Source organism: Goekera deserti (assembly GCF_010685995.1).
Taxonomy (GTDB): Bacteria; Actinomycetota; Actinomycetes; order Mycobacteriales; family Geodermatophilaceae; genus Goekera; species Goekera deserti.
In genome coordinates this window covers 1-13,026 of sequence record NZ_JAAGWK010000017.1, presented here as the reverse complement: position 1 = coordinate 13,026, position 13,026 = coordinate 1, and the positions used below count along the sequence as shown (strand labels likewise).

Sequence of the window (13,026 nt, the reverse complement as noted above, 5' to 3'; positions counted from 1 at the left end):
TAGGCCGAGGGCTTGACACACACCACCGACTGTCTTGCAGGTTGTTTCGCGTCCACTGTGCGGTTCTGAAGGTGCGGGCATTCGTGTCCCACCCCCAGTGCCACACCCATGCACCACCCCACCCGTGTTCGGGCCCTCGAGGGCCCGGACCGTGGTCGGGGTGGGGGGTTCGGGGTGTGGTGTGGGGGGATATCTTCACAGCGTTACGGCGGTCATGGCGAAAGGGAAACGCCCGGTCTCATTCCGAACCCGGAAGCTAAGCCTTTCAGCGCCGATGGTACTGCCCGGGGGACTGGGTGGGAGAGTAGGACGCCGCCGGACATCTTTTACGGAACGGGGGTCGAGGCACATGCCTCGACCCCCGTTTTCGTGCGTCCGGAAGACCGCCCGGTGCACCCTGCGGGGGCGCCGATGATCCACGAGGTGTCAACGCAGTCATGACTTCCCCCCGACGCGGTTCCGGCTCAGCCGGCGGCCGAGGTCCTCGCGACGGCTCCGGTGGACGGGGCAGCGGCACGCCGGCCGGCCGCGGTGGGCGGCCCGGAGCCTCGGGTCGCGGCGGCGACCGCCCGCAGCACCCGGCGGGTCACCGTGGGGGCCGGGACTACCCCTCGTCCCGGGACGACCGGCCCTCCCCGGGTGGACGCCCATCCGCTGACCGTCCGCAGGGCCAGGACCGGCGACCCCCCGGTGACCGGTCGCCGGGCACCGGCCGCCCTACCTGGCAAGACCGCCGACCTACCGGTGACCGCGCCCCGGGCGCTGGACGCCCGCAGGGTGCTGGGCGTCCGCAGGGTGAGGATCGTCCGCAGTGGCAGGATCGTCGCCCCTCGAGCGACCGGGCGCAGGGTGCTGGTCGACCCGGTGGTGATCGTCCGCAGTGGCAGGACCGGCGCCCCTTGAGCGACCGGGCGCAGGGTGCTGGTCGACTCGGTGGTGATCGTCCGCAGTGGCAGGACCGACGTCCGTCCTCGGACCGTTCGCAGGGTGCCGGGCGCCCGTCGGGTGACCGGCCGGCGTGGCAGGACCGTCGCCCATCGGGGGATCGCCCGCAGGGTGGCGGTCGTCCCGGTGGCGATCGTCCCCAGTGGCAGGACCGACGTCCCTCGGGTGATCGTCCCCAGGGTCGCGGTCGTCCGTCGGGTGATCGTCCGCAGTGGCAGGACCGGCGTCCGTCCGGTGACCGTCCTCAGGGTCCCGGTCGTCCGAGCGGTGACCGGCCGGCGTGGCAGGACCGTCGCCCCACGGGGGATCGTCCGCAGGGTGGCGGGCGTCCGTCGGGTGATCGTCCGCAGTGGCAGGACCGTCGTCCGTCCGGGGACCGCCCGCAGGGTGCCGGGCGTCCGTCGGGTGACCGGCCGGCGTGGCAGGACCGTCGCCCCGCTGGAGATCGCCCGCAGGATGGCGGCCGTCCTGGTGGGGATCGGCCGCAGTGGCAGGACCGGCGTCCGTCCGGCGACCGTCCCCAGGGTCCCGGGCGTCCGTCGGGTGATCGGCCGCAGTGGCAGGACCGGCGTCCCTCGGGTGATCGCCCGCAGGGTGGCGGGCGTCCGTCGGGTGATCGGCCGCGGTGGCAGGACCGGCGTCCCTCGGGTGATCGCCCGCAGGGTGGCGGGCGTCCGTCGGGTGATCGGCCGCAGTGGCAGGACCGGCGCCCCACGGGTGATCGCCCGCAGGGTGGCGGGCGTCCGTCGGGTGACCGGCCCGCGTGGCAGGACCGTCGTCCCTCGGGTGGACGCCCGCAGGGTGCTGGGCGCCCGTCGGGTGACCGAGCCGGCCGCCCCGGCGGTTCGTTCGACGACCGGCCCCGGCGCGACCCCGGCCCCGCCCTGCCGGAGTGGGTCGACCAGCACGACCTCGACCCCGCCGTCCGGCAGGCGCTGCGCGGCCTGGACCCCCGGAACGCGGAGAAGGTCGGCCAGCACCTCGTGGCGGCCGGGGGACTGGTCGACGACGACCCCGTGGCCGCGCTCGCGCACGCACGCGCGGCGCGCGACCGGGCCTCGAGGGTCGCCGCGGTCCGCGAGGCCGTCGGCGTCGCCGCCTACCACGCGGGCGACTTCGCCGAGGCCGCCCGCGAGCTGCGCGCCTACCGCCGGATGAGCGGCGACGAGTCCTACCGCGCGGTCCTGGCCGACTGCGAGCGGGCCCAGGGCCGCCCCGACGTCGCGCTGCGGCTGGTCGCCGAGGCACTGGAGGCCACGCCCGACCGGGACGAGGTCATCGAGCTCCGGCTGGTCGAGGCAGGTGCCCGTCAGGACCTCGGTGAGCTCCCGGCCGCCATCCTCGTGCTCGCGGCGGCCATGGGTGGCCGGCCTCGCCCGGCGGAGCTCGGCCGCGCCGACCTCGGGCGCCTGCGGCTGGCCATCGCCTACGCCGACGCGCTGCAGGAGGACGGCCAGGACGAGCTCGCGATGGACTGGTACGCAGCCATCGCCGCCGCCGACCCCGACGACCTCACCGGAGTCTCCGACCGGTTCGGCACCATCGCCGACGAGGACGAGGACGAGGACGAGGACGAGGACGAGGACGACGACGAGGAGGAGGGCGGGCCCTCTGCCGCTGACGAGGCGTCCGGCGACGTCGCCACCGGCGAGGCGACCGTCGGCGACGACGACGAGCTCGGGGACGCGGCCGGCGTCGAGTACGACCCGGCCGAGGACGACGTGGAGGCCGAGGTCGCCGAGCTGCTGGGGGAGACCCCGCCGCCCCGGGCCGCCGTGGAGCACGACCACACCCGGCTGTTCCAGGCGGCCCCCGTCCTCGCTTCGCCCGACGAGGACGAGGACGACGAGCACGGGGCACCGACGAACTGACGCCCGTCGTCCACAGGTGGCAGGCCCGTCCACAGATGGCGGGCGGGCCTGTCACCACGACCGGCCGGTGGGCAGCCTGGGCACATGAGCCTGGCTGTGGTCGATCGGGACGACGTGGTGCTGCGTGGACGGCTGTCCGCGCCTGCGGAGCTGCGGGTCCTGCCCAGCGGTGACCCGCTGGTGGTGTTCCGCCTCGTGGTGGAGCGGGACGACCCCCGCCCGCAGGTGCCGGCGACGGACACGATCACCTGCATCAGCTTCCTGCCCGCGCTGCGGAGGTACGCGGTCGCCTGGGCCGCCGCAGACCTCATCGAGGTGGAAGGTGCCCTGCAGCGCCGCTTCTGGCGCACGGTGAGCGGCACCGGGACGACCTACGAGGTCGACTGCCGGCGGGGGCGCAAGGTGGCCCGCGCCGGCACCGGCTCCCCGGCCCGGACGGCGTGAGGTCAGCCGAGGTGCGGGCGCAGCACGAGGCCCGTCCGCGGTTTGGGCACGAACAACGTCGACTTCCGGGGCATCCGGGCGCCGGCCCGTGCCACGGCAGCGACCCCCGCGGGCGACGGGGAACGCAACAGCAGAGCCGTGCCCTGCCGTTCCCGAGCCGCTCCGAGCGCCTCCGCCACGTCGTGGGCGATGAGCACCGAGGACGGGTCGTCGGGACGTCCCCACAGCCCGGTGATCAGCCCGTGGTGGGCGAGCACCACGTCCAACCTCCGCCACGCGGCCGGCGCCTCACCGGGCACCGCCGCGAGCACCTCCGGCGTGGGCTGGTCGAGCACGACGACGTGGTCGCCGTCGGTGAGCAGGAACCCGGCCGCATCCTCCCGGTCGAGCCAGCTGCGCACGGCGTCGGGCACGCCCGCGGGCGTGGCCAGTTCCCGCGTCCGGAAGCCGGCCCGGGCGGCCTCGGTGGCCGCACCGAGCGGCAGGTCCGGCAGCACCCGGTGGATGGCGTGCACCCGGAGGCCGCCGGGGCCCATCGGCGTCAGCAGCGCCAGCACCGAGTCACTGCCGGGGGCGCCGGATCGGCTGTGCGCCCGGGCGGCGGCGAAGCGGTGGTGCCCGTCGGCGATCACCGCGCTGGTCCTGCCGAGCGCGCGGGTCAGCGCGGCGACTGCCTCCGGGTCGGTCACCGCCCACAGCCGGTGGGACACCCCGTCCGGGTCGGCGACCTCCATGTCCGGCGCCGCCAGACCGGCCTGCGTCGTCAGCTCGGCGAGCTCGTCGTCGGCGTCGTGCGCCAGGACGATCGGCTCCAGGTCGGTGCCGGTCGCGGCCAGCAGCGCCCGCCGGCCCTCGACGGCCGGCGCGTAGGTGTCCTCATGCGGCAGCACGGCGTCCGATCCGGGCGCAGGGAGCGTGACGGCGCCGAGCCAGCCCGTGGTGGTCGCGGCGCCCGGGCCGCGCATCTCGTAGCGCCAGAGCCCGGGGGCCGACGTCCGGTCGAGCACGCCGTCGGTCAGCCAGTCCCGCAGGGTCCCGGCCGCCTGCCGGGCGGAGTCGACCGGCTCGGCGTCCGCGGGTGCTCCGTGCGTCCCGGGGACCACCGGCCCGGCCTCGACGCGGGGCAGGATCAGGCGCACGATGTTGTGGGGGTCGACGGCGGCCAGCCGGTCCCGGCCGGCAGCGGTCACCAGGTCGTAGGCCGGCGAGGTCACACGAGCCAGGTGGTCGGGGTCCTGCTGCCGGTACACCAGCCCGTGGAAGGCCCGCACGTCCAGGCCGCCGCGGGCGGTGGGTCGGGAGTCCGCCGACGACGAGGCCATGGAGCCGATCGTAGGAGTGCCGCCCGGCGGCGCCCCGCCTCGCGGTCGGCGGTGCCCGTCCCGGTGTGCGCCGGAGGCGGGTACGCCCGTGCCGCCGAGGCCAACGGCGGTGACAGCCGGACGGTGAGGAGCTGCGGTGTCGGACGGAACCCTGCCCGAGGGCGGTGTCTACGAGTGGTACCGGCGCGGCCTGGACCTGCTCGCCGCGGGCAACCCGGCAGCCGCGGCGACGCTGCTGGCGCGGGTGGCCGAGAGCGAGCCGGGCCGGCGCGACGTGCTGGAGGCACTCGCCCGCGCCCAGTACGACGCCGGCCAGCACCGGGAGGCGATGGACAGCTTCGGTGCCCTCGCCGCCGCCAGCCCGACCGACCACTACGCCCACTTCGGTCTGGGCCTGGCCGCCGGCCGCTCCGGGGAGCTCGGCGTGGCAGCCGAGCACCTGGCGCTCGCCGTCGCGATGCGCCCGGACCTGCACCACTACGCCCAGGCGCTGCGGGGCGTGCGGGCCCGCCGATCCGCGACCGACCACTGACCGGTCCGGCCGGCTGGCACCCTCCCGGGGGACCGGGGTGCGCGGCGTCCCCGCAGACTCGACGCCGTACCCGCCCGCCCGACGAGAGCCGTGGAGTCCCCGTGAGCACCGAGACGACCGCCCCGCCCCCGCTCAGTGCCGGCTGCGCTGCGCCCAGCGGTGTCCACGACGTCGCGCTGCTGGACCTCGACGGCGTCGTCTACGTCGGTCGGGACGCGGTCCCGCGTGTCCCCGAGGCGCTCCGCGCGGCGCGGGACGCCGGCATGCGGCTGGCCTACGTCACCAACAACGCCGCCCGCACGCCGGAGGAGGTGGCCGCGCACCTGTGCGACCTGGGCATCGAGGCACGCCCCGAGGAGGTCATCACCAGCTCGCAGGCCGCCGCCACCGTGGTGGGTCAGCGGTTGGGGGCCGATGCCCGGGTGCTCGCGGTCGGCGGTCCCGGGGTGTCCGCGGCGGCGAGGGCAGCCGGGCTGACCGTCGTGACCGGCGCGCACGAGGCACCCGACGCCGTCGTGCAGGGCTACGGCCCGGACGTCGGCTGGGCCGACCTGGCCGAGGCCGTGGTCGCCGTGCGGGGAGGAGCCGTGCACGTGGCCACGAACACCGACGCCACCATCCCCTCCCCGCGGGGGGTGCTGCCCGGCAACGGGGCGCTGGTCGGGGTGGTCAGCACCGTCACGGGTCGAGCCCCGCTGGTGGCCGGCAAGCCGGACCCGGCCATGCACGCCGAGTGCGTGCGCCGCACCGGGGCCCGGCGCCCGCTGGTGGTCGGCGACCGGCTGGACACCGACATCGAGGGCAGCCGTCGCGCCGGGGCCGACAGCCTGCTCGTGCTGTCCGGGGTCACCACCCCGGCGACGCTGCTGGCCGCCGTGCCCCTGCACCGGCCCGACCTGCTCTCCGCCGACGCCTCAGGTGTGCTGACCGCCCACCCGCCCGTGCTCAGTGAGGACGGCGGCCGGCGGTGCGGACGGTGGCTGGCCCGGGTCGCCACCGACGAGCTGGTCCTGTCCGCCGCACTCGACGTGCCCGACCTGCCCGACGACGCGGCGGGCGTCCCCGACGACGGGCTGGACGCGCTGCGGGCGCTGTGCGTCGCACACTGGGCCCGCCACCCCGAGGCCGGACAGCCGACGACCGTCCGCGGCAGCGACGACGCGACGTGGGCGCTGGTGCGTGGCTGGGGTCTGGCGTCCGGATGAGCACCGGCATCCAGTCCGCGACCGGCGCCCGGCCCCTGCGCGACGGTCGGACCGCGTCCGGTGCCGTCACCGTGCCCGGGTGGCAGACCGTGCCGGAGCTGCTGACCGGGCCCCTGGCCGCGCCTGAGCTCCGGACCGCAGCCGAGCCCCGGGCAGTGCGCCGTCCGGTCGCCCGGGAGGGCGGGTCAGAGCAGCGAGCGCAGCTTCAGCATGTCGCGCATCCCGGCCTCGAGCTTGACGCGCCCGCTGGCCCAGGCCGGGGCGAAGGCCAGCTCACCGTTGGTCATCGCCACCAGGTCGTCGCTGGTCATGGTGAGGCGGATGTCGGCCCTGGGCACGTCCGGGCCGTCCGGCACCGCCTCCACGTCCTCGGCGACGCCGTGCGCCAGACGGCCCTGCAGCACGTGCCCCAGGTCGGTCAGCCGGCAGGACACCCGTCGGTCGAGTCCGGCGGCCGCCGGCTTCGCCGCCAGGCTGCTGACGAAGCCGTCGAGTGCGGTCATGCACTGCTCGAGCGTGGCCACGGCGATGGGTCTCCTCTGTCGGGTGGCGTGCGGGCCGGGTCCCCGGCGGCCGGGGCGCGGGCGTGCCCGGTCCGGTCGACCACGGGGGCGACCGGCTCCTCCACGGGGAGCGGTGCCCCGGGGCACGGTACCGGTCGTGCGCTGGGCGGTCGCTGCGCCCGACCGACCGGTACCGTTCCAGAGGGGCCTGGCGGCCCGTGCCGCCGGGGACCGACTCGCCGGGCCACGGTCCGGCCGGCAGCCGGTCCACCCCGTCCCATCGATCGGAGGACCGCGACGTGACCACGCCCGACCGCCGGTCCCCGCTGCCCGGACCCCCGCCCGGTGCACCCCGGCCCGGGCCGTCCGCGGTGCGGCACCCCAGCGGTGTGACACCAGCCTCGACGACCCCCGCCCGGCCCGTCCCCGCTGCCCCCGCCCGGCCCGTTCCCGGGCCGCCGGCGACCGGCGCGGGCCACCCCACGTCCCCCGGCCTCGGGCCGGCCCCCACCCCCGGCGAGCCCCTCGGCGCCGGCACGCCAGGCGCGGCCGCGCCAGCGATCGACCTCGGTGACCGGCCGGTCGGTGAGCACGTGGCCGTCCTCGAGGCCGAGCTGGACCGGCTGCAACGCCGGCTCGCCACCATCGACCAGCTCTGATGGTGCGCCGCAGCAGGCTCGACGCCGAGCTCGTCCGCCGCGGTCTGGCCCGGTCCCGGGACCACGCCGTCGCGCTGATCGCCGAGGGGCGGGTGGCCGTCTCCGGGCGGGCCGCCACCAAGCCGGCCACCGCGGTCGAGCCGGACACCCCCGTGGTGGTGCGCACCGACCCCGACCGTCCGACGTGGGTGTCCCGGGGCGCGCACAAGCTGCTGGGTGCCCTGGAGTCCTTCCCCGTCCCCGTCGAGGGCCGCCGGGCACTGGACGCCGGTGCCTCCACCGGCGGTTTCACCGAGGTCCTGCTGCGTCGCGGCGCCCGGGAGGTGGTGGCGGTCGACGTCGGCTACGGCGAGCTGGCGTGGTCGCTGCGGACCGATGCGCGGGTGGCCGTGCACGAGCGCACGAACGTGCGCACACTGGCCCCCGATGACATCGGCGGCCCGGTCGAGCTGGTGGTCGCGGACCTCTCGTTCATCTCCCTGCGCCTCGTGCTGCCCGCTCTCACGGCCTGCGCGGACCGGTCGGCGGACCTGTTGCCGATGGTGAAGCCCCAGTTCGAGGTGGGCCGGGCCCGGCTGGGCTCCGGCGGCGTGGTCCGCGACCCCGCCGACCGCGCCGACGCCGTGCTCACCGTCGCGCGTGCCGCGGCGGAGCTCGGCTGGGGCACCGCCGGTGTCGTCGCCAGCCCCCTGCCCGGACCGGCGGGCAACGTGGAGTTCTTCCTGTGGCTGCGGCAGGACGCCCTCCCACCCGACCAGTCCGACGTGCACCGTGCCGTCGAGGAAGGCCCCCAGTGATCCCCGCAACCCCCGCACCTGCTCCCGACGAGACCCGCCGGGTGCTGCTGGCGGTGCACACCGGGCGAGCCGACATCGTCGACCTCGCCCGCCGTGCCGCCGCCCGGCTGGCCAGGGCCGGCATCGTCGTGCGCCTGCTGGACGACGAGGCCGAGGAGCTGGCCATCCCCGACGTCGAGGTCGTGCACTTCGGTCCGGGCGCCGCCGAGGGCACCGAGATCGTCATGGTGTTCGGCGGGGACGGCACCTTCCTGCGGGCCGCCGAGCTCGCCCGGCCGTCCAACTCCGCCCTGACCGGCGTGAACCTGGGCCGGGTCGGCTTCCTCGCCGAGACCGAGCCCGAGGCCGTCGAGGAGACGCTGTCGGCGATCGAGAACTGCGAGTACTCCGTGGAGGAGCGGCTCACCCTGGAGGTCACCGTCCGCGATGCGCAGGGTCGCGCCGTCGGCAGCACCTGGGCGCTGAACGAGGCGTCGGTGGAGAAGGTCGAGCGGTCGCGCGTGCTCGACGTGGTGCTGGCCATCGACGGCCGGCCGCTGACCAGCTTCGGCTGCGACGGCGTGCTGTGCGCCACCCCCACCGGCTCCACCGCCTACGCCTTCTCCTCCGGCGGCCCCGTCGTCTGGCCCGACGTCGATGCGCTGCTGCTGGTGCCCTCCAACGCCCATGCCCTGTTCGCCCGGCCGCTGGTCACCTCCCCGGAGTCCGTGCTCACCGTCGCCATCCCGGCCGACGGGACGCACGCCCGGGTCTCCGCCGACGGCCGGCGGGTGCTGGACATCCCGGTCGGTGGGCGCGTCGACGTCCGCCGCTCGGCCCGTCCGGTGCGCATCGCCCGCGTGCACCCCACCACCTTCGGTGACCGGCTGGTCGCCAAGTTCGGCCTGCCGGTCCGTGGGTTCCGGGAGGCCCGGTCCACCAGCCTGGGCCAGGAGGTCGGCGGCCCTGCGCGCAACGTGCTGCTGCGCGACGAGACGCCGGGGTCGGCCCCGGCCACCACCCCCGCCGAGGAGGCACCGGATGGCACGCACTGACCCGGCGCGCGCCGGCACGATGACCGCGGCCCGGAAGCGGGCCGCCGCCCGGCGTCCTGCCGGCGCGGTGGAGGAGTCGGGCGCGGCCGGCGAGGTCGGCACCGTGGACCAGCCCGGCACCGTGGACCAGCCCGGCACCGTGGACCAGTCCGGCACCGTGGACCAGTCCGGCACCGTGGACCAGTCCGGTGGCGCACCCGCCGACCGGGACCGGACCAGGCGGACCATGCCGGCGGACCCCACCGCCCCGGACGACGCTCCCGTGACCGCGGGCTCCCCGGGCCGGGGCGCGACGGACGAGCGCGCACCGGGCCGCGGCACCGGGGCACCGGGCGGTTCCCGGCCGGGGGTGCGTGGGGGCGGGCACCGGGGGGCGCTCGCCGAGCTGCGCATCCGCGGGCTCGGCGCGATCGACGACGTGACCCTCGAGCTCGGTCCCGGGCTCACCGTGGTCACCGGGGAGACCGGCGCCGGCAAGACGATGGTGGTCACCGGGCTGACGCTGCTGTTCGGTGGACGCGCCGACCCCGGGCGGGTCCGGGCAGGAGGCCGCGCCGGGGTGGAGGGCCGGCTGCTGCTGCCCCCGGACTCCCCGGTGTGGGCCCGCGCCGCCGACGCCGGAGCCGAACCCGACGAGGACGGCAGCCTCATCCTCGCCCGCACGGTGAGCGCCGAGGGCCGGACCCGCGCCCACCTCGGTGGGCGCAGCGTGCCGGTGAGCGTGGTCGCCGAGCTGTCCGAGAGCTTGCTGGCCGTGCACGGCCAGACCGACCAGCTGCGACTGACCCGTCCCGCCGAGCAGCGCCACGCGCTGGACCGCTACGCCGGCCCCGAGCACCTGGCGCTGGTCGAGGCCCACCGCGAGGCCCACGCCCGGTGGCGCGCGCTCGCCGAGGACCTGGACCGCCGTCGCGCCCGGACCCGTGAGCTGGCCCAGGCCGCCGACGTGCTCCGGCACGGCCTGGAGGAGATCGCCGCCGTCGGGCCCACCGCCGGTGAGGACGAGGCGCTCGACGCCGCCGCGGCCCGGCTGGGCGACGCCGACGCGTTGCGCAGCGCGGCCGACACCGCCCGGATGGCCCTGCTGGGCGACGTCACCGGTGAGCTCGGTGGGGGAGTGGAGCCCCCGCAGGACGCCGGCACCGCCCTGGCCGGAGCCGAACAGGTGCTCGCCGGTGCCGGTGACCCCGACCTGCGTGTGCTCGCCGAGCGGCTCGGTGAGGCCGCCGCGCTGGTGGCCGACGTGGGCGCGGAGCTCGCCGCCTACGTGGCCGACCTGGACGCCGACCCCGCGCGGCTGGCCGAGGTGCTCGACCGGCGCGCCGCGATCACCGCGCTGGTGCGCACGTACGCCGACGCCGGAGCCGGGCTGGCCGGGGTGCTGTCCTGGGCCGAGGACGCCGAGCGCCGGCTGGGTGAGCTCGACGTGTCCGACGAGGCACTCGAGGCGCTCACCGCCGCCCGGGACGCCGCCCGGGAGGAACTGGCCGCGCTCTCCGATGAGGTCTCCGCCGGCCGCCGGGCCGCAGCGGCCGGGTTCGCCGCCGACGTCGGCCGCGAGCTCGCCGGGCTGGCGATGAAGAGCGCCTCGGTGTCCTTCCGGATCGACAGCGACCCCGGGCGACCCGGCAGCGACGGCATCGACGAGGTGGCCCTGCTGCTCACGCCGCACCCCGGTGCGCCTGCCCGCCCGGTGCACAAGGGCGCCTCCGGCGGTGAGCTGTCCCGGGTCATGCTGGCCATCGAGGTGGTGTTCGCCGGCGCGGACCCGGTGCCGGTGATGGTGTTCGACGAGGTCGACGCCGGGGTCGGGGGTCAGGCCGCCGGTGAGATCGGGCGCCGGCTGGCCCGGCTGGCCACCGACCACCAGGTCGTCGTCGTCACGCACCTGGCGCAGGTCGCCGCGTTCGCCGACACGCACCTGGTGGTGGACAAGTCCCCGGACACCGGCGCCGGGGTCACCGCCACCGACATCCGCGCCGTCGCCGGCGAGGACCGGGTGCGGGAGCTGGCCCGGATGCTCTCGGGCCTGGCCGACAGCGACACCGGCCAGGCCCATGCCCGCGAGCTGCTGGAGGTCGCCGACCAGACCCGGGACGGCGCACCGCGGGCCTGATCGGTCGACCGGTCGACCGGTCGTGCACGACAGGAGTAGGAATCGGGCCGGTCGGGGTAGGTGGGTCCCGTGCCCAGCTGCTCACCGACGCTCGCTGCCCGTACCGGTGCCCCCAACACCGCCGACGGCTCCCGGAACACGTTCACGTGCGCCGACGAGTCCGCGCACTACGCCTTCTCGGTCTGCATGCTCCTGCAGCAGTACCGGGACCACCTGCCCTGGCGCGCCGAGGGCGTCGTCGAGCTCGGCAGCGGTGACGCCTCCGCGATCGCCGACGTCGTCCGTACGGTGCCGGAGCTGCGGGTGCACGGGTACGACATCAGCCCGGCGTCGGTCGACCGCGCCCGGCAGAACATCGCCGAGCGGGGGGTCGGCGACCGGTACACCGTGGAGCTCGGCGACTTCTTCGACCAGGCGGACTCCGCGGCCGGCCCGCGGCCCTCGACGGCGATCTCGAACCCGCCCTACATCCCCGCCCCCAGCCGGGACATCCTGATGCCGGAGCTGTGGGGCGGCGAGTTCGGCAACGACCTCACCCTGCAGCTGCTCAAGGCCGGGCACCGGCACGTCATCGTGGCCCTGCCCAGCTACGCCGACCCGGTGACCACGCTGGCCACCGCCCGGGACGCCGGCTACCGGGTGGTCAACTTCCTCGCCATGGGCCTGGACTTCGGGCAGTACAGCAGCGAGCCGGTCGTGCGCCGCCAGATCGAGCGGATCTGCGCCGAGGGCCGCGGCTGGGCCGGGCCCGACGAGTACATGGTCGCGGTCGCGCTGCTCACCCAGGACCCGGACGTGCCCGGCGACCGCGAGCCGCAGCTGATGCGCGCCCTGCAGCTGCACGGCTGACGCCCCCGCGCCCCGGGGTCAGCGGGCGGGCGCGTACCCCGCCAGCCCGCGCTCCAGCAGGGCGAGCCCGCGTCGTCCGGCGGCCTGCAGCTCCTCGGCCATCACCGGACCCGGTGTGCCGGCCAGCGCCCGGTCCCGGGCCAGCTCCAGCAGCGCCGCGTACAGGCCGAGCACCGCGTGTGCGGCCAGCCACGGCTCCAGGTCGCCGTCCGGGGCCCGGGTCTCCAGCCGGATCTGCTCGGCGAGGGCGTCGGTCAGGGTGCCGAGGATCTCCCGCTCGCGCACCATCAGCGTGCGGCTGCCGCGCACCACGCGGGCCATCTCGGCGACCGCGTCGATCGCCGCCGGGGAGCCCAGCTGGCCGATCGCCGCCACGACGAACCCGCCGGCGGCCGACGCCACCGACCTGCCCAGCGGGCGCCGGCGCACCGCCTCGATCAGCGCGGCCCGCATCGGCGGGTCGGACTCGAAGACGAGCCCCTCCTTGACCGGGAAGTGGTTGAACACCGTCTTCTCCACCACACCGGCCCGCTGCGCGATCTCCAGCACGCTGACCTGGTCGAAGCCGCGCTCGGCGAACAGCTCCGCGGCCGCGTCCACGATCGTCTCGCGGGTCTGCTGACGCCGCAGCTCCCGGGCACCCACGGCCTTGCGGGCCGGGGTGGCTGCTGCCGGGGCGGTGGGCGGCGGGGCGATGGGCGCCGGAGCGGTCACCGCCGGGACGGACGGTGCCGAGGCCATCGGTGCCG

12 protein-coding genes and 1 rRNA gene are annotated in these 13,026 nt (G+C 76.7%); 10 read left to right on the top strand and 3 right to left on the bottom strand.

Annotated elements, in window-relative coordinates:
* The first annotated feature begins 204 nt into the window (after positions 1 to 204).
* From rrf to G1H19_RS12620, 3 genes are all read left to right on the top strand, one after another.
* A 5S ribosomal RNA gene (gene rrf, locus G1H19_RS12630) occupies positions 205 to 321 on the top strand.
* Between the two features lie 1,607 nt (positions 322 to 1,928).
* Positions 1,929 to 2,816, top strand: coding sequence for a tetratricopeptide repeat protein (locus G1H19_RS12625; protein WP_162392100.1), 888 nt, complete (start codon positions 1,929 to 1,931; stop codon positions 2,814 to 2,816).
* A gap of 84 nt (positions 2,817 to 2,900) precedes the next feature.
* Complete coding sequence (locus tag G1H19_RS12620; protein ID WP_152731179.1) at positions 2,901 to 3,260, top strand: single-stranded DNA-binding protein; 360 nt, start codon at positions 2,901 to 2,903, stop codon at positions 3,258 to 3,260.
* 2 nt (positions 3,261 to 3,262) lie between these two features.
* Here the strand turns inward: G1H19_RS12620 and G1H19_RS12615 are convergent, their stop codons facing one another.
* Positions 3,263 to 4,582 (bottom strand): DUF1015 domain-containing protein, encoded by a 1,320-nt coding sequence (locus G1H19_RS12615; protein WP_152731178.1) that lies wholly within the window; start codon positions 4,580 to 4,582, stop codon positions 3,263 to 3,265.
* 136 nt (positions 4,583 to 4,718) lie between these two features.
* Between G1H19_RS12615 and G1H19_RS12610 the strand changes: the two genes are divergently transcribed.
* Both G1H19_RS12610 and G1H19_RS12605 read left to right on the top strand, forming a co-directional pair.
* Complete coding sequence (locus G1H19_RS12610) at positions 4,719 to 5,114, top strand: tetratricopeptide repeat protein (RefSeq protein ID WP_162392101.1); 396 nt, start codon at positions 4,719 to 4,721, stop codon at positions 5,112 to 5,114.
* 101 nt (positions 5,115 to 5,215) lie between these two features.
* A complete protein-coding gene (locus G1H19_RS12605; RefSeq protein WP_162392102.1) occupies positions 5,216 to 6,319 on the top strand; it encodes an HAD-IIA family hydrolase in 1,104 nt (367 codons plus the stop codon).
* A gap of 185 nt (positions 6,320 to 6,504) precedes the next feature.
* Here G1H19_RS12605 and G1H19_RS12600 read toward each other — a convergent pair whose 3' ends face one another.
* A complete protein-coding gene (locus tag G1H19_RS12600) occupies positions 6,505 to 6,843 on the bottom strand; it encodes an SCP2 sterol-binding domain-containing protein (RefSeq protein ID WP_162392103.1) in 339 nt (112 codons plus the stop codon).
* 278 nt (positions 6,844 to 7,121) lie between these two features.
* Here G1H19_RS12600 and G1H19_RS12595 point away from each other — a divergent pair, with 278 nt between their 5' ends.
* The 5 genes from G1H19_RS12595 (at position 7,122) to G1H19_RS12575 (ending at position 12,277) form a co-directional block, all read left to right on the top strand.
* Positions 7,122 to 7,481 carry a hypothetical protein gene (locus tag G1H19_RS12595; RefSeq protein WP_152731177.1) on the top strand — a complete coding sequence of 120 codons (360 nt, stop codon included), beginning with the start codon at positions 7,122 to 7,124 and terminating at the stop codon, positions 7,479 to 7,481.
* On the top strand, positions 7,481 to 8,278 hold the full coding sequence (locus G1H19_RS12590; RefSeq protein ID WP_152731176.1) for a TlyA family RNA methyltransferase: 798 nt from the start codon (positions 7,481 to 7,483) through the stop codon (positions 8,276 to 8,278). Before G1H19_RS12595 ends, G1H19_RS12590 begins: the two co-directional genes overlap by 1 nt.
* Entirely contained in the window at positions 8,275 to 9,312 is a 1,038-nt protein-coding gene (locus tag G1H19_RS12585) for an NAD kinase (protein ID WP_162392104.1), read from the top strand. Before G1H19_RS12590 ends, G1H19_RS12585 begins: the two co-directional genes overlap by 4 nt.
* Positions 9,299 to 11,428 (top strand): DNA repair protein RecN, encoded by a 2,130-nt coding sequence (recN, locus tag G1H19_RS12580; RefSeq protein WP_235910066.1) that lies wholly within the window; start codon positions 9,299 to 9,301, stop codon positions 11,426 to 11,428. Before G1H19_RS12585 ends, recN begins: the two co-directional genes overlap by 14 nt.
* A 69-nt stretch (positions 11,429 to 11,497) precedes the next feature.
* On the top strand, positions 11,498 to 12,277 hold the full coding sequence (locus G1H19_RS12575) for a methyltransferase domain-containing protein (protein WP_235927829.1): 780 nt from the start codon (positions 11,498 to 11,500) through the stop codon (positions 12,275 to 12,277).
* Positions 12,278 to 12,295: 18 nt separating this feature from the next.
* Here the strand turns inward: G1H19_RS12575 and G1H19_RS12570 are convergent.
* A partial coding sequence (locus G1H19_RS12570) for a TetR/AcrR family transcriptional regulator (protein ID WP_163638821.1) occupies positions 12,296 to 13,026 on the bottom strand: 731 nt, incomplete at its 5' end.